We start from the raw sequence: 25,270 nt of genomic DNA, 5'->3' as shown, positions 1-25,270 counted from the left end.
TAAACACTATTCTATTAGGTTTGTCTAAACTTTTTGCTTTAGTCTCTCATGAGAGATTTTCTTTCGGAAATGTTTCAACATTTACTAGAAGGAGGAATAATATAACTATCGATAAACAAGGAGGCCCTTTGATGGATTCTATGAAATCAGAGAAAGTGTATAAAACGCCGCAATGTATGAGTGAATATGATGATTTACAAGAAGTCCTCTTATGCAGTCCAATTTATATGGAAATTAAACAGATCATCAATGAAACCCAAAAGCATTTTGCAAGAGAAAATATTTCTCAAATCAAAGCCCTCACGCAGCATAAGCAATTCATCCAAACGCTGAAAAACCATCATGTCCGGCCTGTCCTTCTTCCTGCAAATGAACGTTTCCCTGAACAAGTCTTCACTCGGGATATTGGATTTACAATTGGACAGACTTTATTTGTTTCAAACATGGCAGCCCCTGTCAGACAAGGAGAAGAACATTCCTTAAAAGAATGGGCACAGACAAAAGGATGGACAACCATCACGCTGGATGATGGAACGATTGAAGGCGGCGATGTGCTTGTAGACCAAACCCGTGTATTTGTGGGGATCAGCAAAAGAACAAATCTAGCCGCCATCCAGCAGCTCAAAAAAGAACTGCCGAATCACGACATCATTCCTATTCATCTTCCTTCTCACATTTTGCATCTTGATTGTGTGATGAATATTCTTTCTCATCATGAGATCTTGATTTACCCTGAAGCTTTTACGGAAAAGGATCTTCATATGCTCAAAAAGCATTATGATCTCATTGAAATAAGTGAGCAAGAGCAGTTCACACTTGGACCAAATGTGTTGTCCATTGGTCAGAAAAAAGTCATCAGCTTACCAATCAATCAAGAAACAAATGCTGCATTAACAGCCCGCGGCTACACCGTCATTGAAGTAGATTTTTCAGAAATCATTAAATCCGGCGGCTCTTTTAGATGCTGTACATTACCTATTAGGCGTTCATAAAAGCCAAAAAGCCAGCTTGTCTACTCGCTGGCTTTTTAAACGCTTGTCTACTTCCCTTTATCTATTTCCTATCATATAAATGACAAGCCACTTCATGTCCTTCTTCGACTGCTTGTAATACTGGCTTTTTGTCCGCACATACATCCATTGCAGCAGGACATCTTGTCCGAAATACGCAGCCGCTTGGCGGATTCACTGGACTTGGAATTTCTCCCTTTAAAATAAACCGCTTGCGTTTATCTTCCACATCAGGATCTGGAATCGGGATAGCAGACAGCAATGCTTGTGTATATGGATGAAGTGGTGTTTTATATAAAGCATCACTGCTGGTCATCTCCACGAGATGTCCTAAGTACATGACACCGATTCGATCGCTAATATATTTGACCATCGATAAATCATGGGCAATAAATAAAAACGTCAATCCTTCTTCTTTTTGCAGTTTTTTCAGCAAATTCACGACTTGAGCTTGAACGGATACATCTAGTGCAGAAATCGGCTCATCTGCCACGATAAACTTTGGCGATAAGGCGAGTGCTCTAGCAATCCCTATTCTTTGCCTCTGACCTCCGCTGAATTCGTGAGGATAGCGTGTAGCAAAATCATGACTTAGCCCCACCGCTTCAAGCAGTTCCTTCACGCGCTCGATCCTTTTCTTTTGACTGCCATACAATTGATGGATCTCCATCGGTTCTAGCATAATATCTTTTACAGAGAGCCTAGGATTTAAAGAAGAATACGGATCTTGAAACACCATTTGAATTTGTCTATTGAAATCAAATGATTCTCGGTTCGATAAGTGATGGAGACTTTTCCCTTCATACAAAGCTTCACCTTCTGTCGGGTCATAAAGCCGCATGAGCACTTTTCCAAGTGTAGATTTACCGCAGCCTGACTCACCAACAAGACCAAAGGTTTCGCCTTGTTTCAGCTGAAAGGTGACACCATCTAATGCTTTTAACGTTCTTCCTTTCGATAGATGAAAATGCTTTTTTAAGTTGTTGACTTGCAGAAGTGGTTCACTTCCCATCACATCTCCCCCTCTCAGCTTTCAAATACCGCCTTGTTCCTGCCCATTCCTGTTCATATGAAGTACCAGAAAGAGAAAGAAGTTCAATCTGTCTGCCCGTTTTTGGCGAGTGAAGCATCATGCCATCTCCAGCATACATCCCTACATGGCGAACTGCTCCCTTCCCATTGTCATTGGCAAAAAACATGAGATCACCTGGCGCCAAATGATTTGATGCGACTGGAGTTCCTTGAACTGCTTGGTCACTTGCGTCTCTCGGTAATAAACATCCACACGCTTTGTACATGCTGTAAACAAAACCCGAACAGTCGTAGCCATAGCTGCTCATGCCGCCCCACAAATACGACAGTCCAATAAATTGTTTTCCTATGGCTAAGGCATCCTTACCGCTCATAGAAGAAGGTGATGAAGCGCGGCGCACATCTTCTTTTTTGATTTCTCTTCTTCCTACTGGAGTCAGAACATCAAAGGAATCGCTCATTTCTTCAACAGGTGCTAGTTCTGTTAAAAAACTAACCTCCATATCCGGTGTTCCATTTTGATATAAAACCGCTTTTTTCTGACAAACAATCAAGGGACTAGCAGCTGGTTCACTCTCTGATACTTCATTTAATTGCTCTACAGGGATATAACCTGGGTAGCCTTGCGGGTGTTTCCGGCTTGCCTGCTGCGGGATGACAACTTTCATCCAGCCATCTGTCTCCTCCAGCCCAATGACTCGTTCGCCAAGCAGTACTTGGGTTTGAATAAGGTTTTCTTCACATAAGGCCAATTTCTGTTCATATGTTTGCTGATCAATCCATTCTTTGATCTGGACGGAACTTTGAAGAACGTGTCGATCCATATCTCTCGGCGACTGCGGTGCTGTCCATATATTTGCGACTGGAACCTTTGATTCATATAACATCATAAGACCCCTTTCACTCCTTGAATGCCTAATCCATGATGCGGTGGAAAGAGAATATCTTTTCCTTGATAGACAATTCCTCCGTCTATTAAGTCCTCTTTGAGCATAAGCGGCGCATCAAAATCATAACGGGTAATATTCGGCTGGCTTGCAGCAAGATGAGCGGCTGCGGTAATCCCTAGTTTTGACTCGATCATACTGCCAACCATGCACTTGACGCCGTATGCTTCTGCTAAACTATTGATTTTCAGCGCTTTTTTGATACCCCCTGTTTTCATTAATTTTAAGTTGATGAGATCACAGCTTCTCGTTTCTAACACCTTGATGGCATCATGGAGGCTAAAAATACTTTCATCTGCCATAATCAATGTGTCTGTTGCTTCCGTCACCCGGCGCAGAGCCTCGATGTCTTCTTTAGGCACTGGCTGCTCGACTAGTTCAATATCGAGTGCCTCCATTTTTCGAATGGCCACAATCGCTTCCTTCCACGTCCAGCCTTGGTTGGCGTCAAGCCTGATTTGAATATCCGGCCCGACTTTTTCTCGAATCCGCTTGATCCGCTGAATATCCGTCTCTATATCATCTTTTCCCACTTTGATCTTTAAGGTACGAAAGCCTTCAGCTGCATATTGCTTCGCATCCTCTGCCATTTCTAGCGGACGGTTGACACTAACCGTGTAATCCGTTTCCAGCTGATCGCGATAACCACCAAGATATTGATAAAGCGGCAGGCCAGCCTGCTTCGCTAAACCATCGTAAATCGCCATATCTATTGCAGCCTTTGCACTCGTGTTTCCTACAAGTACACGGTCGATCGCTGAAAAGATTTGTTCATATTGTGACAATGAGGCCCCAATCAAGATCGGCCTCATCACAGCGCAAATAGCATAGTCGATGCTTTCCAGTGTTTCACCTGTAATGACCGATGTCGGCACTGCCTCTCCATAGCTGACATCACCTTGATCATAGGTGATGATCACAATAAGAGATGCGGCATCATACACCGTTCTTAATGCTGTTTTGAAAGGCTTCTTTAGCGGTACACTCGTTCTGCATGTGCGAACATCTACGATTTTCATTTGATCGCCTCTTTCGCTGCAACACCTGGGGAAATATGCAGTTTTTTCCCTGTAGCATCTAATGTAGCCTGCACGCCGATTGGAATGGCGAAGTTTGGAGATGAATGACCGATCCGAAAGCCGCCAAGTGCAGGTTTCTGTTGCGGGACAATATACGTCTCCCATAGCTGATCGAGCGTTAACGACTGCTCTTTCTTTTTCGGCTCACATTGATGAAAATCACCAATGATAAATCCCGCCGCATCATGTAATTTTCCTGCAGATGCTAAGTGCTGCATCATTCGATCGATTTTATATGGTTCTTCGTCAATATCTTCTATCAATAAAAGCTTCCCCTTTGTATCAATTTCAAAAGGTGTACCAAGTGTCGTGACGATAAGGGCAAGATTTCCTCCGGTGATTTCGCCTGAAGCCGTGCCATGATAAAAAGTGTGAAGAGGTGACAGGTGGTTCGTATACGAAAAGGCTTTCGGAGTGAATAGCTGTAAAAAGGTATCTTTTGTATACGGATGAACCTCCTCAAGTCCCACATCAGAGGAGAGCATTGGACCATGAAAGGTCACAAGACCCGTCTGCTGCTGAATCGCTGTATGTAAAAACGTAATATCACTGTATCCCCAAAAGATTTTTGGGTTCCGGCGAATGAGGTCATAATCAATGGCTTCTGCAATTCTTCCTGTTCCGTATCCTCCGCAAGCACAAATCACTGCCTTCACGTCTGGATCTTGAAACATGTGATGAATATCTTCCACTCGTTCATGATCATGACCTGCTAAATAACCATACCGGGAGTCGATATACTTCCCCTTTTTCACCTTTAGCCCTAAGCTTTCTAAAAAAGAAATACCTCTTGCTAATTTCAGCTCATCAGGCGGGCTTGCTGGTGCAATGATTCCCACTGTATCTCCTGTTTGAAGTGCCACTGGCAGATGGTTCATGCCAATCCCCTCTTTCTCTTCGTTTCTTTCAATCTATGGGCATCTTCTTCATAACATGAACGAATAAAGGAACAGACGCTTTTTTCAAAGCGTCCCGTTCTCTCATTCTTTTCATTTACTCTCCATCTACCTGTGCCCATTTCAAATCAATGTAACCAACCGGATGACGGACAATGCCCTTTACGCCTTCTTTTTGTAAATAGACTTGGTTATAAAAATGAATGGGAATGATCGGTGCTTCTTCCATCAGAAGTGCCTCGGCATCATGCAGCATACGATTTCTCTTTTGTTCATCTGCTTCTTGACTCGCCTTTTTGATCAGCTGATCATACGTATCGTTTGACCAACCTGTCCGGTTCATCGCATTTCCTGTTTGGAAGCTCTCTAAGAAATTGATTGGGTCTGCATAGTCAGCTAGAAATGAACTTTGCGAGAATTGGAATTTGAGTGCCTTTTGATCTTCTGCAAACACATTTGCTTCCATGTTGGCAAGCTTCACATCTACCCCTAGCGCTTCTTTTAATTGTTGCTGAATGGCTTCTGCTTTTTTCTTATTTTCAGGCTTTGTACTATATGTTAATGTGACGGGCGGAAGCTTAGAATAGTTCTCTTCTTTCAACCCTTTTTCTAATAGTTTTACAGCTTCACTCGTATCATGTTTGACAAGGTCGCCGCCAGCTTCTCTGAAATCTTCACCCTTTGAATCTAAAATTCCTGGTGAAACGAAGGCACGTGCTGGCTTCTCTTCATTTTTCGTCACATACTCTACAATATCCTGAGAATTGATCGCCATTTGAAAGGCTTTACGAATGTTCTTATTTTGAAAAGGCTCCATGTTGACATTTAGGCGATAAAAAAACAGCCCTGCTTGATCTTCAATTTGCACATCTTTGCTTTTTAACAGGTCTTCACTTTGTTCTGCCGGAACGAAGGCCGTATCTAAATCTCCTGATTGATACATTTGGTAATCTGTATTTCGATCACTGATCATGAGCCATTTCACTTGATCTAGCTTGACCGTTTGTTTGTCCCAATACGTGTCACTTTTTTCCATCGTAAAGCTTTCATCATGCTTCCACTCTGTCAGCTTAAACGGTCCATTACCGACAAAGGTTTTCGCATCCTTGGCCCAGTTCGGGTCCTTTTCCGCTACCTTCTCATTCACTGGGAAAAAGGCAGGGTTTGCCGTCATATTTAAGAAAGATTTCTGTGGGTATGCTAGCTTGACCTCTAGCGTTTGATCATTAACAGCCTTGACTTTTACATCTTCTTTCTTCCCTTTCCCGCTGTTAAACGCTTCGCCCCCTTCAATCATATAAGCTAAGAATGCCGCAGAAGAGCCCGTCTTTGGATCTAGCAGCCGCTTCCACGCATATTCAAAGTCACTTGCTTTGACTGGATCACCATTTGACCACTTAATCCCATCCCTTAAATGGAACGTGTACGTTTTTCCGTCCTTTGAGATGTCCCATTTTTCCGCCATGGCAGCAGATGGTTCGTGCTTTTCATTCAGTCTTGTTAATCCTTCCATTAAGTTATTGAGCCCTTGCCAGGACACATTATTAAAACCAATGGGCGGATCAAATGATGTCGGTTCGTTTTCGTTATTTAATGTTAAAACTTTCTCTTCGCTCTTGCTTGAAGATCCTTTGCCTGCTTGCTCATTGGCTGTACATCCTGCAAGCAGCATCACTGCGATAAAGCACATACTGAGAATCCAACCTGTTTTTCTCATGAAAAACTCCCCCTTTGTGTTGAAGATAAAACCGTTTGCTTCGCTCGTTCATCTTGAAGCCAGCAATGTACTGTATGTGTAGGTGAACGCTGCGTTTCATGCGGCATGATATGATCACACACTTTCATCGCAGACGGGCATCGATCGGTATATGGACATCCTTTTGGCGGGGCAAATAAATCAGGCGGGCTTCCTTCAATAGGAATGAGCTCATCTTTCATATCCAGCCTTGGAACGGATTGCAGCAGCCCTTTTGTATAGGGATGCTGTGGACTGTAAAAGATATCTCGCCTTGTCCCAACTTCAACGATTTTCCCCCCGTACATGACAGCCACTCGATCAGCGACTTGTGCTACGACCCCTAGGTCATGTGTAATTAAAATAATCGTCACGCCTGTTTTTTTCTGAATCTCTTTAAATAGTTCTAAAATCTGCGCCTGTATGGTGACATCTAGTGCAGTTGTCGGTTCATCTGCAATCAGCACCTTCGGCTCACAAATAAGAGCCATTGCAATCATGAGCCGCTGTCTCATGCCGCCGCTGAATTGATGCGGATATTGCTTTAGCCTCTCTTTCGGCTGCGGTATCCCCACCAAATCAAGCATACGAAGCGCCTCTTCTTTCACTTCTTTTTTTGTCAGCTTCTGATGCACTTTTGCAGCCTCCATCAGCTGATCTCCAATTGTCAGTGTCGGGTTGAGTGCCGTCATAGGATCTTGAAAAATCATGGAGATATCGACACCACGTATGCTTCGCATGTCTTTTTCAGATAATGACAGCAAGTTGCGATCACGAAACCAAATTTCCCCTTGATCGACTTGTGCGCTATATGCAGGGAGAAGCCGCATGATACTTTGAGACGTCACACTTTTCCCGCAGCCTGATTCTCCTACAATGGCGAGGGTTTCTTTTTCATACACATCCACATTCACCCCGCGTACCGCTTGAACAGAACCGCCATATGTCCGAAAGCTAACATGCAGATCGATAATCCGAAGCATTTTTTTCATCACGCCATCACCTCTTCATCTTCGGATCAAGCGCATCTTGCAAGCCATCACCTAAATTATTAAAGCAAAACATCGTCAGCGAAATAAAAAATGCCGGAAAGAATAAACGCCACCAGTGACCATTATCTGACAGCACTGTCGGCAAGGCGTCATTGGCCATCACACCCCAGCTTGCAAACGGGGCTTGAATCCCTAAACCGAGAAAACTTAAGAATGCTTCAGCAAAAATCGCTGTCGGTACAGTTAGCGTCATCTGGACAATAATCGGTCCCATCGTATTCGGCAGTAAATTTTTGCGGATGATGCGCAAACTTTTTGCGCCAAAGGTTTTCGAGGCAAGGACATATTCTTGGCTTTTCAGCTGAAGGACTTGACCTCTCACGATTCTTGCCATCCCGATCCACCCTGTGACAGTGAGCGCCACAATAATAGTGACAAGCCCAGGTCCCATCAGGACCATCAATAAAATGACGACGAGTAAATACGGCAGACCGTAAAGCACCTCGACGATCCGCATCATGACATGGTCATACTTCCCGCCTTTATAGCCTGCAATACCGCCATAGATGACACCGATTGCAAAATCAATGAGAGCGGCCATCACGCCCACAAATAATGAAATGCGTGCGCCGTACCAAGTACGTGTAAACACATCACGTCCAAGTTCATCTGTTCCAAACCAGTGAGCAGCTGACGGTGGCAAGTTTTGCATGGAAAGCCGCTGTTCTGTCACACTATTCGGTGCAAGGAGTGGGCCTAATATAGCCATGACGAAAAGAAAAATCAGCACCGATAAACTAAACATAGCGAGTTTATTTTGTTTTAACCGTCGCCAAGTATCTGCCCAATACGAAAGTGAAGGTCTTTTAATGGCATGGACTTCAGATGTCTTTTGTTCTTTAGGCGCAAACCATTCATCTGGCACTTCATGCGCTTGATTCATTTGATCATGCTGAAGGTGTATACTCATGCCTTTCCTCCTTTCTGATGCAGCTGGATCCTTGGATCAAGCAGACGATATGTCACATCTACAATGAAAAGAAGGGTAATTAAGATGATGCTGTAAAAAACAGTGGTTCCCATGATGACAGGATAGTCACGGTTGTTAATACTCTCGACAAAGTATTTTCCCATTCCAGGGATCGCAAAGATTTTTTCAATGACAAAACTGCCTGTTAAAATACTTGCGACAAGTGTGCCGAGGATCGTGACGACAGGTAAAAGTGCATTCCGCAGGGCATGTTTAAACACAATTTTATAAGGGGAAAGTCCTTTCGCTTTTGCAGTTCGAATATAGTCCTGCGACAGCACTTCAATCATGCTCGATCTCGTTAATCGGGCAATGATCGCCATTGGACCTACCGCCAGTGCAATGGTAGGAAGCACCATATGCATTGGACTTGTCCACATCGCTGTAGGAAAGAGTTTTACATTCACAGCAAGCTGCTGAATTAATAAGGTAGCAAAGATAAAGTTTGGTATGGATATACCGAAAACAGCAATCGTCATGGCGATATAATCAATCAAGCCATTATGCCGGAGGGCAGCCATGATTCCGAGCAAGATGCCGGAGATGACAGCAATCAAAATAGAGATAAGACCAAGTTCTAATGAGACTGGAAAACCTCTCGCCAATAAATCATTGACACTTTCAGAAGGCTTTTTAATGGAAGGACCAAAATCAAAAGTAACGATGGATTTTAAATAGATCATATATTGAACATAGAGTGGTTCGTCTAAGTGATAGTAGCTTTCGAGGTTTCGCTGGACAGTTTCGTTTGTATTTCGTTCTTCATTGAAGGGCGATCCTGGGATGACCTTCATTAAAATAAACGTTAACGTCGTAATCGTTAAAATCGTGGCAATCATCGCAATCAAACGCTTGAGCAAAAAGCTGGCCATCTGCTGTCTCCCCCTCGCTTAACAAAATGTTGTACGTGCGGCAAGCTCTGTCATGACAAGCATCGCTTGATAGGCTTCTAATATATTCTTCGCTTGGTACGTCACCGTTGTTGTCCCTTCAATGATGGCCGTACCCGGCATTAAATTCGCCCATTCGGCTTGTCCATAATTGGCAAACTCGATTTTCAGCACTGGCTGCTCAGGAGGCGTGAGCGGCTTCATTTGATGAATTTGTTTCATGGCAGCTTCCACTTGCTGCGAGATGAGGGTGCTCACTTTTGCTGGTGTTAAGCATTTCACAGCAGATCTTGAAATGGTTTCTTTCACCGCCACTGTTTTCACGCCAGGCATTAGCTTTTCTGCTTCAAGTGCCGCTTGATCGTCTCCGCATACAAGAATGACCGGAACACCATAATAGCCTGCGACATACGCATTAAAGCCCATTTCACCAACTGGATGATCATTTATGTAAAAATGTCTGACACCAAAAATCATACTGTGAGACATCACACCTTTCATTGATGCCCTCGCATGGTAGCCTAAAAAAACAGCGGCATCATACGTTTGATCTAATCCTTGAACCATTGAATAAGGCTTTACATCACCTGATATGAGAGATGCTTCCTCATGCAATTCTTCAATCAACAGATTATTCATTTTAGAATGGCTATCATTCACTAAAATATCGGTCGCCCCATGTGTAAGAAGAGCTTCTACACAGGCGTTCACTTCACCTGTCATGATTTTTCTCCCGCGCTCATAATTGTGCTGGCGGCTATCAACAAATGTATGATCAGCTAGACCAGTAATTCCCTCCATATCGACTGATAAATAGAGCTTCATCCCCATCCCCCTTTAATTAAACTTAAAATTTGTGTATATTTTTCTAAATTTTCTAAAAAATTATATGAGAACTTGATTGATTTTTCAATACAATGTCTGAAAATAAGGAAATTAGACTCAGGTAATACAGGTCAAAAGCATTGATGCGAAAGGATTTATTTTACAGAAAAAACACCACTAGCTATGTCTTTAGTGGTGTTTGTCCGCTTCATCGATTTGCGATTTTAGCTGCGCATATTTTTTCATCGTTTGTGTAAATAAGTCATCGAACATTTGCGGTGCCTGCTGCTGAATGACTGCAGCGCCCTCTCCTGTAATCCCGCCTTTTGTTGCGACCCTGTTCACCGTTTCAGCAAATGTCAGTCCGCGTTCAACAAGAACCTGACCTGTTCCTAGCAGCGCATATGTTAAAAATTCATAGGCTTCTTCTAAAGAAAGCTCACTATTCCGAACAGCGGCTCTTGCCATTTCTTCAAAGATTGCTGCAATAAAGCCCGGAGAAGAGCTTGTCAAATTACTCGCCGCATCAAACCGGTCCTCTTCCACTTCCCTGACGATACTAAAAGCTGAAAGCAGGTGGTGGAGCCGTTCTTGCGCCTCCTGCCCAGCGGTTTCACCATGCGCCACAAGGGATACACCCGTTCCTACGGCTGATGTCAAAGTGGGAATGTATCTAGAAACCGGCTGATTCGTATGTTGCATTAATTTGTCTAACGTGACAGCCGCTGCCACTGATACGATATGAAGAGATGTCTTTGCGGGGCTCAGCTGATCTAAGACATCCAGTACAGCAAGCGGTGGTACACAAACAAACACGACATCACATGATGCAGAGATGTCATCTAAAGAGCAAATGTTGACATGCTGGTTCTTCTCTTTCAGCTGTTGCAGCCGCTCCGTTTCACTTCTTGTATGGATCATAAACTGACTGGCATGAAGTACTCCTTTGTCCAGCCATTTTTGCACCATCATATCTGCCATGCTTCCATATCCAATGATTCCAATAGTCTCCACAGTTTAATCTCCTCTATTTTGCTTAGATTCACTACTTATTTTAACAATTTCCCACAATGTTTTCATTTTTATCCCACACTTTTTTCTTACGATAAAGTCAGTATCCACCACATACGGTCAATCACCTTAAACACATACATGAAAAAATCGATGAAAGAGAGTGATCTTGATGACACATCACAAAGATGAAAAACACACTTCTTATGAATTACAAACAATTGAACAGCCGAAAAAACAGCAGAAGAAGCCAAGTGGCTGGCTGAAGCCATTTGTCAGCGGGATTGTAGGCGGTACGTTAGCGTTAGGTGTTTACGTTCTGACTCCATATGCTCAGCATTCAGAAAATAGTTCAACTGATTCGTCAACGAAAACAGCCGCTGTATCGACAAATGATACAAGTACAAATTCGTCAAAAACAACAGCGTCACAAACATCCAATTCGACCAGCAGTATTTCCAGTATGGTCGAAAACGTATCACCAGCCATCGTCGGCATTACAAACTATCAAACACAAAGTCAAACAAGCACAGATTTTGGCGATATGAACACACCTTTTGATGGATCACAGCAAAATCAAAACAGTAGCAGTCAAGAGCAAGAAAGCGGTACCGGATCAGGGGTTATTTTCAAAAAATCGGGCAGTAAAGCCTATGTATTAACAAACAACCATGTGATTGAAGGAGCAAGTAAATTAACAGTCTCCTTGCATAATGGCAAGACGGTGGAAGGAAAAGTAGTCGGCTCTGATCCGCTGACTGATCTTGCTGTCGTGGAAATTAGTAGCAGTGGCGTTACAAAAGTCGCTGAACTTGGAGACTCCTCATCCCTTCGTGCAGGAGAAACCGTCATCGCAATCGGAAACCCGCTTGGTGAAGATTTATCAAGAACAGTGACGCAAGGAATTGTCAGCGGTGTCGATCGAACAGTGTCTATGGATACATCAGCTGGCGAAAGCAGTATTAATGTCATTCAAACAGATGCCGCCATTAACCCCGGCAACAGCGGCGGGCCGCTGTTAACAACAGACGGAAAGGTTGTGGGGATCACCAGTATGAAAATTTCTGAAACAGGTGTGGAAGGTATCGGGTTTGCGCTCCCAATCAATGATGTCAAACCAATTGCAGAGCAGCTTCTCACAAAAGGAAAAATCGAACGACCTTATATCGGTATCAGCATGCTGGATCTCGAACAAGTTCCAGATGCTTATCAGAAGGAAACGCTTGGACTGACAAGCAGTCAGCTCGATAAAGGCGTGTACGTAAAAGAAATCGCTGCTGGCTCACCTGCTGCAAAAGCTGGATTAAAGGCAGAGGATGTCATCACCGCCATCAATGGTAAAAAAGTGACAACCGGCAGTGAATTACGTCACGAGCTTTACACGAATGCAAAAGTAGGAGATACCGTCAGCATCACACTCGTTCGTAATGGAACAGAAGAAACAAAACAAGTGACATTAACACAATCTGAATCAAAGCAAGTCAGCTCTTAACGAAAAAAGCAGCTCAATTTTTATGAGCTGCTTTTTTCATGTTCACTTGATTGGGACTAATCTTTGTTCAATTTCTGCTCGTTTGTGCTCTAAAAATGGTGGAAGTGCTAATTGATCACCAAGCTCATCCACGCTTTCATCCACTGTAAATCCCGGACCGTCTGTTGAGATTTCAAACAAAATGCCGTTTGGCTCTCTAAAATATAGGGCTTTAAAATAAAAACGTTCTACAACACCAGAGTTGGTGAAACCGGCTTTGGCTATTTTATCATGCCATTTTTCAAGCTCTTCTGCGTCCGCTACACGAAAGGCTACGTGATGAACACTCCCTCTGCCAGATCGCTCAGCAGGTCCTTCTGCTTTTTCAATGACATGAATCTCTGTTCCAGCTCCGCCTTGTCCTGATTCAAAAATCGTCACGATTTCCCCATCATTTGATTGTTCACGTGCTTTTTCTGTGAAACCAAGGATGCTCGTTAACACACTGATCGTTTTATCTGCTTCTGCGACTGTTAATTCTACTGGTCCCAAACCTCTGATCGCAAAATCAGCAGGAATCTCATCATGCACTGGCGGCTTCGCTCCATCTTGCACGCTTGGTTCTACAGTCAAAAACAGCTGCTGTCCTTCTGGATCTGTAAATTTCAAGGCAGGTCTGCCGCCTCTTAAAGAAGCTGTTTCTTTCTTTACACCTTTTTCTTCAAAGCGCTTTTCCCAAAAGGTGAGTGCCTCCTCTGAAGTGACAATCAAACCTGTGCGTGAGATCGCATTTGTTCCGTCCAGCCGGCGGGCGAGCATCGGTATTTCAAAAAACGTCAGCTCTGTACCAGGTGAGGCGACCTCATCTCCATAAAATAGATGATACATCGATGGATCATCTTGATTGACTGTTTTTTTCACCAGTTTTAAGCCAAGGATTTGGCGGTAGAAATCAACGTTTTTCTGAGCATTTGCTGTTAGTGCTGATACGTGGTGAATCCCATTTATTTTCATTGTGTTCACTCCTATTATAAAATATCTCGAATTCAAGATAATATCCTTATGAATAAAATAGGTCATTTTAGAAGAAAAGTCAACCATTCGGCTGCATCTTTATTGGATGTTCGGCTTTCACCTATTAAATTAACATTAAATCGAAAATATTATTATATTGTTCGTTTTTAAGATAACATTCATCCTAATATCTCCAATAAACGAACACTTTTAAATACAAATACGAAAATCAGAAAATTTTTTTAATTCTTGTTTTCCTAAAATCGTATTACAATGAACAAAATACATGTCACAGTAACGTACGAAAGTGATGCAGGAGGTCGTGTGTAATGAACAAAGAACAACCAGCGTTAAAACAAGACATCGGCTTATTTTTTGCCCTATCTCTTGTCATCGGAACAATTATTGGATCGGGCGTTTTTATGAAGCCTGGCAACGTCCTTTCTTATTCAGGAAGCTCAGGCATCGCCTTATTCGCATGGCTGTTAGGCGGGATCTTAACCCTTGCAGGCGGACTCACAGTCGCTGAAATTGGTACACAAATCCCGCGTACTGGCGGTTTATATGCCTATCTTGAAGAAGTATACGGTGAATTTTGGGGCTACTTATGTGGCTGGGTGCAAATTATTATTTACGGACCAGCGATTATTGGTGCTCTTGGTCTTTATTTTGGTTCATTATTAGCTAATTTATTTTCTCTTTCATCTATATGGGCTACAACCATTGGCATTATCACCGTTCTTTTTTTATGTGTGATCAACATCATGGGAACGAAATACGGTGGTTTTGTCCAAGGACTGACCACGATCGGAAAGCTTGTTCCAATTGCAGCAATTATTGTGTTTGGCTTATGGAAAGGAAATGAACATATTTTCACAGCCGTCAATGAGAGTATCGCTCAGATGAACTTCGGTGCAGCAATTTTGGCAACATTATTCGCCTATGATGGCTGGATTTTGCTTGCAGCGCTTGGTGGTGAAATGAAAAATCCAGAGAAACTGCTTCCTCGCGCGATGGCAGGAGGTATTTTAATTGTCACAGCATGTTATCTCTTTATTAACATCGCCCTTTTGCATGTGTTACCAGCTGATCAAATCGTTCAACTAGGTGAAAATGCCACAAGCACAGCTGCTACAATGCTCTTTGGTCCCATTGGCGGTAAAATTATTAGTATCGGAATCATCATTAGTATCTTTGGCTGTTTGAATGGAAAGGTTCTTTCGTTCCCGCGTGTCATTTTTGCAATGGCAGAACGAAAACAAATTCCGTTTGCCAAAGCCATTTCACGCATTCATCCTACTTTTCAAACACCTTGGATCGCTGTATTTGTACAGATTTTGATTGCCATTGTGTTTATGATCGTCAGTAATCCTGAGAAGCTGTCAGAGGTTTCGATTTTCATGATTTACATCTTTTATGTGATGGCCTTTTTCGCTGTCTTTAAGCTAAGAAAACAAAACAAGGGAATGAAGCGCACTTATAGCGTACCACTTTACCCGCTCACACCGATCATTGCGATTATCGGCTCTTTCTTTGTCTTAATCAGCACCATGATCACCGATTGGCAAAGCTGCCTGATCTCCATGCTGATCGGCATTGCCGGACTGCCGATTTATTACTACATGAAAAAAACACAAAATAAAGCAGAGCGCTAAGACAGCCTCTGCTTTATTTTTTATATTGCTTAATGACCTTATAAGATTCGTTTAAATATCTCATCAGCCGGTATGGCTTACTTAAAACCCGGATGGGGAGTCTTGAAATAAATCCATTCAGATTCGCCTTATACTCCTGCGTCATCCGCTTCGGCTTTGTCGCAATTTTTTCATATACTTCTTTGTAAAATTCCTTCATGATGTCGACTTGCACACTGATCTTCTGATGACACTCTGTACACTCAACGCTTTTCATCTGATCATTCACATAAACGATGCTGTGGAGGGTCTCTTCTTGGCACCGAGTACAGTGTAGGTTTGCTTCCATTTCGGTTTGCTTCAAGATACACAGCTCCTTTCTCGTTTGATGTTGCTCTTTTTATACAATACGATGGCTGTCAGCTGTTTATTGGACAGATGCTTCCTTTAAAATAGCTGCCGCAGTCAATTCATCGGTGACGAGCACCTGAATAAAGCCGCCGTTTAAGGCCCCTAAAATACTTTCAGCCTTATGGGTTCCTTCCACAACTGCGATGACTTTTTTCACGCTCTTTAATTGTTCTAACGATAATCCAATCACCTTTTGGTTCAGCTCATCTTGGACTGGTTTCCCTTCCCCGTCAAAGAAACGAAAACCAATATCACCAACAGCTCCTGATTGCCTTAAACCAGACAAATCTTCTTCTTTTAAATAACCGACTGTTTTCAATGTAGAGCCTTTATGCGGATTCCCAATACCAATCAGGGCAATATCAACATTTCTGCCTTCTTCAAGCACAGCTTCTATGTCCTGCATCGCCATCAGCCGCTCTTTTAATTCTTCTGTTTCTAAGATCGCAGGTGCATATAAATAGGAGCACGTACCATTCATTTTCTTTGCCAGCTCATACGCCAGCTGATTCGCGTGAATGTCGACCGCCTGCCTGCCCATTCCACCCTCTAAAGGAATGACTTTGACATCGTTTCTTCGTTCAAATGGATATTCCTTCACTAGCTCGGCAAGTGTGGTCCCCCATGAAATACCGATTTTCTCAGCGCCTTTCATGTTTTTAGAAAGATAATAGGCGCCCGCTTGACCGACTGCCCGTTTGACCATCTCAGACATTGTCCCGACACTTGGAACAACGACAGCATCCGTTAATTGAAAGGTCGTTTCCAGCTGTTTTTCAAGTTCCACTGTATGAATACTTTCGTCTTTAATGTACACTTCAACGATTCCCACATCTTTTGCTTTTTGTAAGAGCTTTGAAATGACTGGTCTTGAGACATTGAGTTTTTTTGCAATCTCCTGCTGCGTCCACCCGTCTGTATAATAAAGATGAGCAACCTTGACGAGCTGTCGTCTTTCTTCCCAATTCAGCATGTGACATCATCCTTTTAATATACTATGATTACCAGTATACCAAACATTCGTTTCTAATTGGAACAATTGTTATGAAAATGACAAAAAGAGCGATCAACTCTCCGCTCTTTTTCCCTCGCTATATTTAGGCTGATACGTTCTCCCGCCATCTAATAAGAGTATCTGTCCGTGCAAATAGCTTCCCTCGTCACTTGCGAGAAATAAAGTGACTCCAGCAATATCTTCTGGTTTTCCTAATCTCCCGATAGGAATAAGTGATCGAAGCTGACTTTTCTCAAGCTCAGTCGGATAGAGCGTATCAAGCATCTGAGATTCAATGACGCGTGGTGCAATGACATTGATGCGGACATGATGGGAACCCAATTCCTTTACGAGCGAACGCATGAGACCAAATGCCCCGGCTTTTGATGCGTAATACTGGATGCCGCCGCCAGAGCCTGTTATCGCAGATCCTGATCCAATAATGACGACGCTGCCTTCATTCCGCTCACATAGATAGGGTGCTAATGCTTTGATGCAGTAGAAAAGACCATATAGATTCACAGCCAGTGTCTTTTTCCAAAGTGAAAAATCAACCTCTAAAAAAGGAAGGGATTTCGTCATTCCTGCTGAATAGACAAGATGCCCAATGCCACCCAACTCCCTTTCAGCTGCTGACGCCATTTGCTGAACACTTTCCCACGATGAAACGTCAGCTTGGAACGTCAGCAGCTGAGGATGCTGTTGTTTTAAAAGCAAAAGTCCCTGTTCATCTATATCTGACACAGCTACACGATGCCCTTCTTTTAAAAAACGCTGAGCAATTTCTTTGCCGATCCCTTGGGCGCCACCTACGATGAGAACTGGTTTTTGTTGATTAGCCAGCGCTCTCACCCCCATCAAGCATAATCGCTGCTCCATCTGTAAATGCGCCGTACGATGTACTTAAGAAAACCGTCATATGAGCCACCGTCTCCTTGATTTGCTCTTTGTCAGGAAGCAAATGGAGAGGCGGCGGAAGTAGTGCCAATACCCGGATGCCTTTGTCTTTAAATTCGCGCGCTAATCCTTTTGTCATGGCATTCAACATACTATTTGATGTAGCATGTGAGATCCCGCCATCACCTGTTATGCTGCCTGATGAGGAAATATTAATGATACAGCCCTGCTTCTGATCCACCATATGCCACACTGCAGCTTGACTGGAAAGAAAGACTGTATTTACGGACCTTTCCACTTCATCGACCCATATCTCAGGACTTACGTCATCAATCTCCCCATCTGCTGTTTGCTCGGCTTGATTGACTAAAATATCAAGTTTGCCGCATGTATCGATGACTTGTCTTAGCATCAGCGTGGCATCACGCGGTGTCTCAAGCGGATTGATGACAACAGTCGATTGGCCGCCTAATTTTTCAATGTCTTCGCTTATCGACTTTGCTTTTGATTCATCACGAAAAGCGTGTATGAAAACATGTGCACCTGCCCGGGCCAAAGCCAGGCAGATGGCTTCTCCAAATCCATCTGTGCTATCTGTCACAAGTGCCACTTTCTGATGAAGCTGGACGTGCACACGGATCTCCTCCCTATCCCTTGTTTGGCATGTATTTTCTCAGCTTACTCACAATATCAAGAGCTGCTTCATAAAAGCCTTCTGAGATGGTTGGATGCGGATGAATCATTTTGGCCATCTCTTCAGCTGTTCCTTCTAAATACATAAATGAGGAAGCCTCTGATATCATCTCCGTTACGTGCGGACCAACCATTGTAGCGCCAATGACTTCACCATATACGGTATCGTACACGAGTTTAATAAAACCGGTTTGAACACCTGCTGCCAACGCTTTTCCGCTTGCAGCTAAATCAAATCGCTCTGCCCGCACGTTTAGCCCTTTGGCTTTTGCCTCTTTCTCTGTCAGTCCCACACTCGCTACTTCTGGCAATGTATAAATACATCTAGGAACGATGTCGTGATTCATTCTTTCAGGCTCGCCGCATATATTGCTAACCGCAACAGCTGCCTCTGCCATCGCCGCATGAGCGAGCTGATAGCCGCCGGCTACATCGCCAATTGCATATACACCTTCAGCACTTGTCTTCATCTCATCGTTTACTTTAATAAAAGGACCATCCAGCTGAAGGTCCAGCTGACTGACAGCAGAGACATTTGGTCTTCTTCCGACGCAAACTAGCAGTCTTTCAGCCGTAAAGATGTGCGTCTCTCCTTTATCGTCTGTCGCATGAATCGCTTTGACTCCTTCACTTTCTGTTACCTCTGTCACCGTCGTTTTCTTTGCGATATGGATGCCTTTTTTCTTCAATTCTTTTTCTAGTAATTTCGACGCTTCTTCATCTTCCTGCGGAATAATCGACGGAGCGGCTTCTATAATGGTGACTTTTGATTGGAGACTCTGGAAGATGCATGCCAGCTCAAGACCAATTACACCCCCGCCAATAATGACGACAGATGCAGGAATATCTGGGATGTCAAAGATCGTATCACTTGTGTCAAATTGAATCTCTTTGAGCCCTGGAATAGGCGGAATAGCAGGTGATGAGCCAGTGGCAATGATCAGCTCTTTTGTTTCAATCGTTTCTGACCCATCTTGTTTTTTAATGTCAATGCGATTTTTTGTCACAGCTGTGCCTCTGCCGTTATATACATCAATCTTTCCTTGCTTTAATAAAAAGGCGATTCCGCCCCTGAGTTTTTCGATGACATCATCTTTACGTTTTCTCATTTTATCGAAGGAAAGAACCATCTCACCTGTTTCGATTCCCCAGCTTTTTGCTTTCTCAATGGATTCAATGACTTCTGCATGTTTGAGCAGTGTCTTTGAAGGGATACAGCCTCGATTTAAACAAGTCCCCCCTAGAAAATCCTCTTCAATCAATGCAACTTTGTGTCCACGTTCAGCGGCTTGAAGGGCGGCAGTGTATCCGCCAGGCCCTCCGCCAATGACTGTCAGATCATACGTTTTTGTCATCCGATTCATCTCCTACATTAGCAATTCAAATGGTTGTTCAAGCACTTTTTTAAGGTCTGTTAAAAAGGCTGCTGCTGGTGCACCATCTACCACTCGATGATCAAATGATAAACTGACGCCCATCATTGGCCGCACCTGAATTTCTCCATCGATCACTACAGGTTTTTCTTGAATGCGTCCAACACCTAAAATCGCCACTTCCGGCTGATTAATAATTGGGGTAAACGTGTCAATGGCATACATCCCTAAGTTACTAATGGTAAATGTAGACCCCTTCAACTGGTCTGGCAGCAGCTTTTGATCGCGTGCATTTCGACCAATTTCTTTTGCTTCTTTTGTGAGCTGTTTCAGCCCTTTTTGATTTGCATGAGAGATGACCGGAACCATTAAGCCGTCTTTCACAGCAACCGCAAGACCAATGTGCACATCCTCATGGAAATGGAGCTCATTTTGTTCAAACGTCATATTGATTTGCGGATGGCGCGTTAGGACACTGCTGACCGCATGGATGATGATTTCTGTAAACGACAATCTGTAGCCTGTCTCTTTTTCAATCGCTGGGAGCAGCTGTTTGCGCACTTCTTTTGCTTTTGTCATATCAATTTCACTTGTTAATGTGACGTGCGGCGCTGTAAAGGCACTTTGTGACATGCGATCTGCGATCACTTTTCTCATCCCGGCTAGTTTTTGTGTTCTCACTGGAGCAGCTTCTGCCTTTTGTGCGCCTGCTGCTTTCACGTCACTCTTCATGATTTTTCCGTGGACGCCAGAACCAGCAACATTCGCTAAGTCGATCCCTTCACGAGCAGCCACTTTTCCTGCAAGTGGTGATACGCGCTGGCCTTTCTCGTTCGTATGAAGGGCCGCTTCGACATCCCGTTTTTGAATTCTGCCTTTTGGTCCTGTACCAGATACTTCGTGAATGGCAACTTGGTGATCTTTTGCCGTTTTTCTCGCTGCAGGAGTTGCGCGTACTTTCTCACCCACCGCTGGTTCAGCTTCAGTCGAAACAGATGGTTCAGATGGTGATGACGTTCCGCTGTCTTCAGAAGATGCTTCATCTGACTGCGCTGGCGGCTCGCTCGGTACCTGCTCATTAGCCTCTCCGATATATCCAATGACAGCATTAACTGGAATCTGATCATCTGCTTCGTAATATTTCTTTAGAAAAACGCCATCATCATAGGCTTCAACCTCGATATTGATTTTGTCTGTCATAATCTCAAATAGAGGCTCACCGATTTCAACCGAATCTCCTTCTTCTTTAAACCATTGAAGCAAGGTACCGATCTCCATCGTACTGCTTAGCTTCGGCATAAATATCTCTTTTGGCATGATCTTCTCCCCTTTACTTAAGAGCGCACGAGCTCTTTTGCTGCTTCAATAATATCTGGCACTTGTGGAATGACTGCTTTTTCCAGCGTTGGGTTGTACGGTATTGGGACGGCAAGACCGCCAAGTCGTTTAATAGGTGCATCTAAATAGTCGAAGGCTTCACTTTCCGCTATCATACTGGCAATCTCTCCGCCGTAGCCGCCTCGTTTCACTGCCTCATGCACAACGATACATTTGCCTGTTTTTTTCACAGATTCAATAATGGTTTCTTCATCTAATGGGACGAGCGTTCTCGGATCAATGATCTCGACATCGATTCCTTCCGCTTCTAGTTCCTTCGCTGCTTCGAGCGCTTTGTGCACCATAATGGCTGTTGCGACAATTGTGACGTCCTTTCCGCTTCTCTTCACATCCGCTTTCCCTAAAGGAATCGAATACTGCTCTTCTGGTACTTCACCAATTGTTTTATATAAAAGCTTGTGTTCATAGAAAATGACAGGGTTGTCATCATCCATTGCTGCTTTTAAAAGTCCTTTTGCATCATAAGCTGTTGAAGGCTGAACCACCTTTAGTCCAGGAATATGAGCCATCCACGCTTCTAAGCTTTGGGAGTGCTGCGCTGCGGCACCTGTCCCAGAACCTGCTGGTGTTCTGACAACAAGCGGCACTTTCCCTTTTCCGCCAAACATGTAACGTGTTTTCGCTGCTTGGTTTACAAGCTGATCCATTGCAATTGTAATAAAGTCAGAGAATTGTAGTTCTAAAATCGGACGCATTCCTGTCAAAGCCGCTCCGACTGCGCCTCCTGCGATGGCAGCCTCTGAAATCGGCGTATTGCGGACGCGTTCTGGACCGAATTCCTCGATCATCCCGCGCGTGACACCAAATGCGCCACCGTATACGCCGATATCTTCACCTAAAATGAAGACATCTTGATTTTTTCTCATTTCCTGACTCATTGCTTCTCGAACGGCTTCTAAATATGAAATCTCTCTCACTGTCGTGTTTGTCACGTGATTCCCCTCCTAATTAGGCGTATACATCCTCTAATAGTGTGTCAATTGATGGTTCTTTACTATTTTTCGCAAATTCAACAGATGCCTCGATCTCTTGCTTCGCTTCTTCTTGTAAACGAGCAGCCTGCTCTTCTGTCAGAACATCTAGCTCCATTAAGAGTGACTTAAAGCGTTTAATTCCGTCTTTTTGTCTCCATTCTGTCTCTTCTTCACGTGTACGGTATTTTTTCGCATCACTCTTTGAGTGACCCTTCCAGCGATACGTTTTCATTTCAATGAGTGATGGCCCTTCTCCAGCTCTTGCACGGCTTACCGCTTCATCTACTGTATTCATGATCTCAACCATGTCATTTCCATCAACTGTTTTCCCTGGCATTCCGTAGCTTTCTGCTCTTGTTGAGATGTCTTCAATGTTGATCATTTCTTTCACAGGACCAGACATGCCGTATTGGTTGTTTTCACAAATAAACACAACAGGTAAATCCCAAATGGAAGCAAGATTCAGCGCTTCATGGAAGCTGCCTTCATTTGTGGCGCCGTCTCCGAAGAAACAAAGGACCACAAAGCCTTCCTTTTTCATCTTGGACGTGAGCGCCGCACCTGTTGCAAGTGGAATACCGCCGCCAACAATTCCATTTGCCCCAAGGTTTCCTTTTTCTAAATCGGCAATATGCATGGAACCGCCTTTTCCTTTGCAGTAACCTGTTTCACGTCCGAACAGTTCAGCCATCATTTTATTGACCTCTGCACCTTTTGCAATACAGTGACCATGTCCGCGGTGTGTACTGACAATCTTATCTTCATCCTTTAACACAGCAATAGATCCAACAGCCGATGCTTCCTGTCCAACACATAAATGGGTCGTTCCATGGATTAATCCTTTAGCAAAGAATTGATCGACCTTTTCATCAAAATATCTTACTAACCACATTTGTTTATATAAATCTGCTAATTTCTCATGACTAATCTGTTCAGGCAAAGTGATTTGTTTTTGCATTTCTTCTCTCCCCTTTACATTTGTTCTTATGTGTTACATTTGTAATTATCATACGTTTAACTCTCATTGAAGTCAAGCATTTCCGTTTATTTTTTAAGCGTTTTCATCTTTTTTCAGAAAAAAAGAGAAAGGCAAAGCCCTTTTCCAAAGACCTTCTCTTTCTCTCCATCTCGTACATTCTCATTCATCTGGATACATCATGATTTTGACGCTTTCACCTTCTGGATGCCTAGCGCATTCTATCGCCTGACGAAGCTGACTTAATGGATATCGATGCGTCACCATTTTTTCTGTATGAACGACCTTTGCTTTTAAGAGCTCCAGCGCTTCACGATAATGGTATGGATGCGACGAATAAGCTCCGACTACTTTCACTTCATCATGGAAAAAACGTTCTGCTGGAATGGAGACATCCCCTTTCGGAAAGTGAGCAAAGACCAAAATCGTTCCGCCTCTTGCGACAGCTTGAAATGCTTCTTTTAAAAGCGCACTGCTCCCCACAGAAATAATAACAAGGTCCGCTCCCTTTCCACCTGTTTCTTTCATGACGCGGTTTTCTACTGGCTCAGATGCTGGATGAAAGGCGACGTCCGCCCCAAGATTTCTTGCTTGAAGGAGCCTGTTCTCATTTACGTCTGTGATCATCACTTTTCCAGCCAAATAATATTTGGCAAGCTGTAATTGAATGCAGCCAATTTGCCCCGCTCCAAGAATCAACACCGAATCTCCAGGATGAACGGGCGCCCTTTCAAAGCCGTGAAGACAGCAGGCAACCGGTTCGACCATCGCTCCTTGTTCATATGAGACGTCATGTGGGAGTTTGCCCATTGTATGCTTCACATGTAAAGCAGGAACACGAATATATTCCGAAAAACCGCCCGGCTCTACATTTGTGGCTGCAAATTGCGGGCACATTGTATAAAATCCTCTTTGACAAAAGTCACAAGTAAAACAAGGGACATGATGCGCTACATACACCCTGTCTCCCGTTTGAACATGTGTGACGTGACGGCCTGTTTCGATAATGTCACCAGCGATTTCATGCCCTAGCACTGTGCCAGGAGGTACCGTCTCATGTGTCGCTTTATAAATATCCGTCCCGCATAACCCGCAGGCACGCATTTTTAATAATACTTCATCATCACCAATGGCTGGCCGCTTCCGCTCCTCGTAACGAATGTCCTCTGAAGAATAAAAGACAGCTGATTTCATTTAGCCGCATCCTCCTTTTCATCACATGTCGCAAGACTCTGCAAGGATTGAACGAGCTGCTTGTACTCACTCATCTCACTTGAAATCCAGTAGCGTCCTCCAAATATTCGCGCAGGTCCCACTCTGACATATACTTTCCCGATATGAGGATATGGTTTTAAAAACAATTTTCCTTTAATATCGGACACGGCATATGTGTGCCACCTGCCAAACGCACCTATTTTCAGCTCATCTTCACTAATCATGATATTCGTTGGCTGATTCAGGCCAGTGATGCTAGAAAGCATAAGGATAGGCAGCGTATAGACACCTAACACAGCTAATGGCTCAGGTCCTGCCGACATCAACGTATAAAGAGACCAGAGAAAAAACACACATATTAACAAGGCCGGAAGGAAAATAGAAAACATGGCAGACGTTCGGCTATAAGCATGCTGCTGCATGAGAGCTCCTCCTTTCAAATGACATGGAAGGAGCTTTCGCAGCTCCTCCACGCAATCATCGTTCACTTAATATGATCGATAATTTTTTCAATATCTTCTTCAATACCAAATCCCGTTAAAAAAGATAACGTTTGAATCACAGGTGTTCCTTTTGTATCACTAACAGGCGTTGTCGTCACAATTAAATCAGCACCCTCCGCTTTCTGCGGAACCTCAGATGCCTTACACTGTTCAACGATGACATCGTATCCTTTTTCCTTTAATGTCTCTTCTACCTTTTTTGCCACAACCGTTGACGTTGCAACTGCCGTTCCGCAAGATACTAATATTTTTTTTGCCATGAGAATCCCT

25 protein-coding genes are annotated in these 25,270 nt (G+C 43.6%); 3 read left to right on the top strand and 22 right to left on the bottom strand.

Going from position 1 to position 25,270, the window contains the following annotated elements; all coding sequences use genetic code 11:
- Positions 1-131: 131 nt before the first annotated feature.
- Positions 132-992 (top strand): dimethylarginine dimethylaminohydrolase family protein, encoded by an 861-nt coding sequence (locus NST01_RS06325; protein ID WP_035700470.1) that lies wholly within the window; start codon positions 132-134, stop codon positions 990-992.
- A gap of 61 nt (positions 993-1,053) precedes the next feature.
- Here NST01_RS06325 and NST01_RS06320 read toward each other — a convergent pair whose 3' ends face one another.
- The 10 genes from NST01_RS06320 to proG form a co-directional block, all read right to left on the bottom strand.
- Positions 1,054-2,022, bottom strand: coding sequence for an ABC transporter ATP-binding protein (locus NST01_RS06320; protein ID WP_035700468.1), 969 nt, complete (start codon positions 2,020-2,022; stop codon positions 1,054-1,056).
- Complete coding sequence (locus tag NST01_RS06315; protein ID WP_025207219.1) at positions 2,012-2,929, bottom strand: C40 family peptidase; 918 nt, start codon at positions 2,927-2,929, stop codon at positions 2,012-2,014. The genes NST01_RS06320 and NST01_RS06315 overlap by 11 nt, the downstream gene beginning before the upstream one ends.
- Positions 2,929-4,008, bottom strand: a complete 1,080-nt coding sequence (locus tag NST01_RS06310) for a dipeptide epimerase (protein ID WP_272755267.1) — start codon at positions 4,006-4,008, stop codon at positions 2,929-2,931. The genes NST01_RS06315 and NST01_RS06310 overlap by 1 nt, the downstream gene beginning before the upstream one ends.
- Positions 4,005-4,946, bottom strand: coding sequence for a S66 peptidase family protein (locus NST01_RS06305; RefSeq protein ID WP_017367085.1), 942 nt, complete (start codon positions 4,944-4,946; stop codon positions 4,005-4,007). Before NST01_RS06305 ends, NST01_RS06310 begins: the two co-directional genes overlap by 4 nt.
- A gap of 115 nt (positions 4,947-5,061) precedes the next feature.
- The gene (locus tag NST01_RS06300) at positions 5,062-6,681 is read right to left on the bottom strand and encodes a peptide ABC transporter substrate-binding protein (protein WP_341041678.1); all 1,620 of its coding nucleotides are present in this window, start codon (positions 6,679-6,681) and stop codon (positions 5,062-5,064) included.
- On the bottom strand, positions 6,678-7,691 hold the full coding sequence (locus NST01_RS06295) for an ABC transporter ATP-binding protein (RefSeq protein ID WP_136944424.1): 1,014 nt from the start codon (positions 7,689-7,691) through the stop codon (positions 6,678-6,680). The genes NST01_RS06300 and NST01_RS06295 overlap by 4 nt, the downstream gene beginning before the upstream one ends.
- Before the next feature lie 7 nt (positions 7,692-7,698).
- Positions 7,699-8,661, bottom strand: coding sequence for an ABC transporter permease (locus NST01_RS06290; RefSeq protein WP_341041677.1), 963 nt, complete (start codon positions 8,659-8,661; stop codon positions 7,699-7,701).
- A complete protein-coding gene (locus NST01_RS06285) occupies positions 8,658-9,593 on the bottom strand; it encodes an ABC transporter permease (RefSeq protein WP_008346233.1) in 936 nt (311 codons plus the stop codon). The genes NST01_RS06290 and NST01_RS06285 overlap by 4 nt, the downstream gene beginning before the upstream one ends.
- Positions 9,594-9,611: 18 nt before the next feature.
- Entirely contained in the window at positions 9,612-10,436 is an 825-nt protein-coding gene (locus NST01_RS06280) for a M55 family metallopeptidase (protein ID WP_341041676.1), read from the bottom strand.
- Between the two features lie 189 nt (positions 10,437-10,625).
- A complete protein-coding gene (proG, locus tag NST01_RS06275) occupies positions 10,626-11,450 on the bottom strand; it encodes a pyrroline-5-carboxylate reductase ProG (RefSeq protein WP_326114312.1) in 825 nt (274 codons plus the stop codon).
- A gap of 169 nt (positions 11,451-11,619) precedes the next feature.
- Between proG and NST01_RS06270 the strand changes: the two genes are divergently transcribed.
- Positions 11,620-12,939, top strand: a complete 1,320-nt coding sequence (locus NST01_RS06270) for a S1C family serine protease (RefSeq protein ID WP_326114310.1) — start codon at positions 11,620-11,622, stop codon at positions 12,937-12,939.
- 42 nt (positions 12,940-12,981) lie between these two features.
- Here the strand turns inward: NST01_RS06270 and NST01_RS06265 are convergent, their stop codons facing one another.
- Positions 12,982-13,932, bottom strand: a complete 951-nt coding sequence (locus NST01_RS06265) for a ring-cleaving dioxygenase (RefSeq protein WP_025207212.1) — start codon at positions 13,930-13,932, stop codon at positions 12,982-12,984.
- 329 nt (positions 13,933-14,261) lie between these two features.
- On the opposite strand from NST01_RS06265, the gene NST01_RS06260 reads away from it, so the two are divergent.
- A complete protein-coding gene (locus tag NST01_RS06260) occupies positions 14,262-15,587 on the top strand; it encodes an APC family permease (protein ID WP_035392321.1) in 1,326 nt (441 codons plus the stop codon).
- A gap of 13 nt (positions 15,588-15,600) precedes the next feature.
- On the opposite strand, the gene NST01_RS06255 is transcribed toward NST01_RS06260, so the two are convergent.
- The 11 genes from NST01_RS06255 to NST01_RS06205 all read right to left on the bottom strand — a co-directional run bounded on the left by NST01_RS06255 (position 15,601) and on the right by NST01_RS06205 (position 25,260).
- The gene (locus NST01_RS06255; protein WP_024719605.1) at positions 15,601-15,930 is read right to left on the bottom strand and encodes a hypothetical protein; all 330 of its coding nucleotides are present in this window, start codon (positions 15,928-15,930) and stop codon (positions 15,601-15,603) included.
- A 63-nt stretch (positions 15,931-15,993) separates the two neighbouring features.
- A complete protein-coding gene (locus NST01_RS06250; protein ID WP_007498849.1) occupies positions 15,994-16,950 on the bottom strand; it encodes a sugar-binding transcriptional regulator in 957 nt (318 codons plus the stop codon).
- Positions 16,951-17,043: 93 nt separating this feature from the next.
- Positions 17,044-17,829, bottom strand: a complete 786-nt coding sequence (locus NST01_RS06245; RefSeq protein ID WP_108611579.1) for an SDR family NAD(P)-dependent oxidoreductase — start codon at positions 17,827-17,829, stop codon at positions 17,044-17,046.
- A complete protein-coding gene (locus tag NST01_RS06240) occupies positions 17,807-18,502 on the bottom strand; it encodes an SDR family NAD(P)-dependent oxidoreductase (RefSeq protein ID WP_046526584.1) in 696 nt (231 codons plus the stop codon). Before NST01_RS06240 ends, NST01_RS06245 begins: the two co-directional genes overlap by 23 nt.
- A 13-nt stretch (positions 18,503-18,515) precedes the next feature.
- Positions 18,516-19,916 carry a dihydrolipoyl dehydrogenase gene (gene lpdA / locus NST01_RS06235; protein WP_341041674.1) on the bottom strand — a complete coding sequence of 467 codons (1,401 nt, stop codon included), beginning with the start codon at positions 19,914-19,916 and terminating at the stop codon, positions 18,516-18,518.
- A gap of 12 nt (positions 19,917-19,928) precedes the next feature.
- Positions 19,929-21,251 carry a dihydrolipoamide acetyltransferase family protein gene (locus tag NST01_RS06230; protein ID WP_108611577.1) on the bottom strand — a complete coding sequence of 441 codons (1,323 nt, stop codon included), beginning with the start codon at positions 21,249-21,251 and terminating at the stop codon, positions 19,929-19,931.
- Positions 21,252-21,268: 17 nt separating this feature from the next.
- Positions 21,269-22,249: an alpha-ketoacid dehydrogenase subunit beta gene (locus NST01_RS06225; RefSeq protein WP_026050078.1), complete on the bottom strand. Its 981-nt coding sequence runs from the start codon at positions 22,247-22,249 to the stop codon at positions 21,269-21,271.
- 31 nt (positions 22,250-22,280) lie between these two features.
- Positions 22,281-23,264, bottom strand: a complete 984-nt coding sequence (pdhA, locus tag NST01_RS06220; protein ID WP_008346257.1) for a pyruvate dehydrogenase (acetyl-transferring) E1 component subunit alpha — start codon at positions 23,262-23,264, stop codon at positions 22,281-22,283.
- A 180-nt stretch (positions 23,265-23,444) separates the two neighbouring features.
- The gene (locus NST01_RS06215) at positions 23,445-24,476 is read right to left on the bottom strand and encodes an alcohol dehydrogenase catalytic domain-containing protein (protein WP_056704882.1); all 1,032 of its coding nucleotides are present in this window, start codon (positions 24,474-24,476) and stop codon (positions 23,445-23,447) included.
- Positions 24,473-24,919 (bottom strand): hypothetical protein, encoded by a 447-nt coding sequence (locus NST01_RS06210; RefSeq protein ID WP_008346260.1) that lies wholly within the window; start codon positions 24,917-24,919, stop codon positions 24,473-24,475. Before NST01_RS06210 ends, NST01_RS06215 begins: the two co-directional genes overlap by 4 nt.
- Positions 24,920-24,981: 62 nt before the next feature.
- Positions 24,982-25,260: a PTS sugar transporter subunit IIB gene (locus tag NST01_RS06205; RefSeq protein WP_008346262.1), complete on the bottom strand. Its 279-nt coding sequence runs from the start codon at positions 25,258-25,260 to the stop codon at positions 24,982-24,984.
- Positions 25,261-25,270: the final 10 nt, after the last annotated feature.

The organism is Bacillus sp. FSL R7-0166 (assembly GCF_038008935.1).
In the GTDB taxonomy this organism is placed as follows: Bacteria; Bacillota; Bacilli; order Bacillales; family Bacillaceae; genus Bacillus; species Bacillus altitudinis.
Note: the sequence above shows the minus strand (reverse complement) of the source record. Positions and strands in the feature narration are given on the sequence as shown.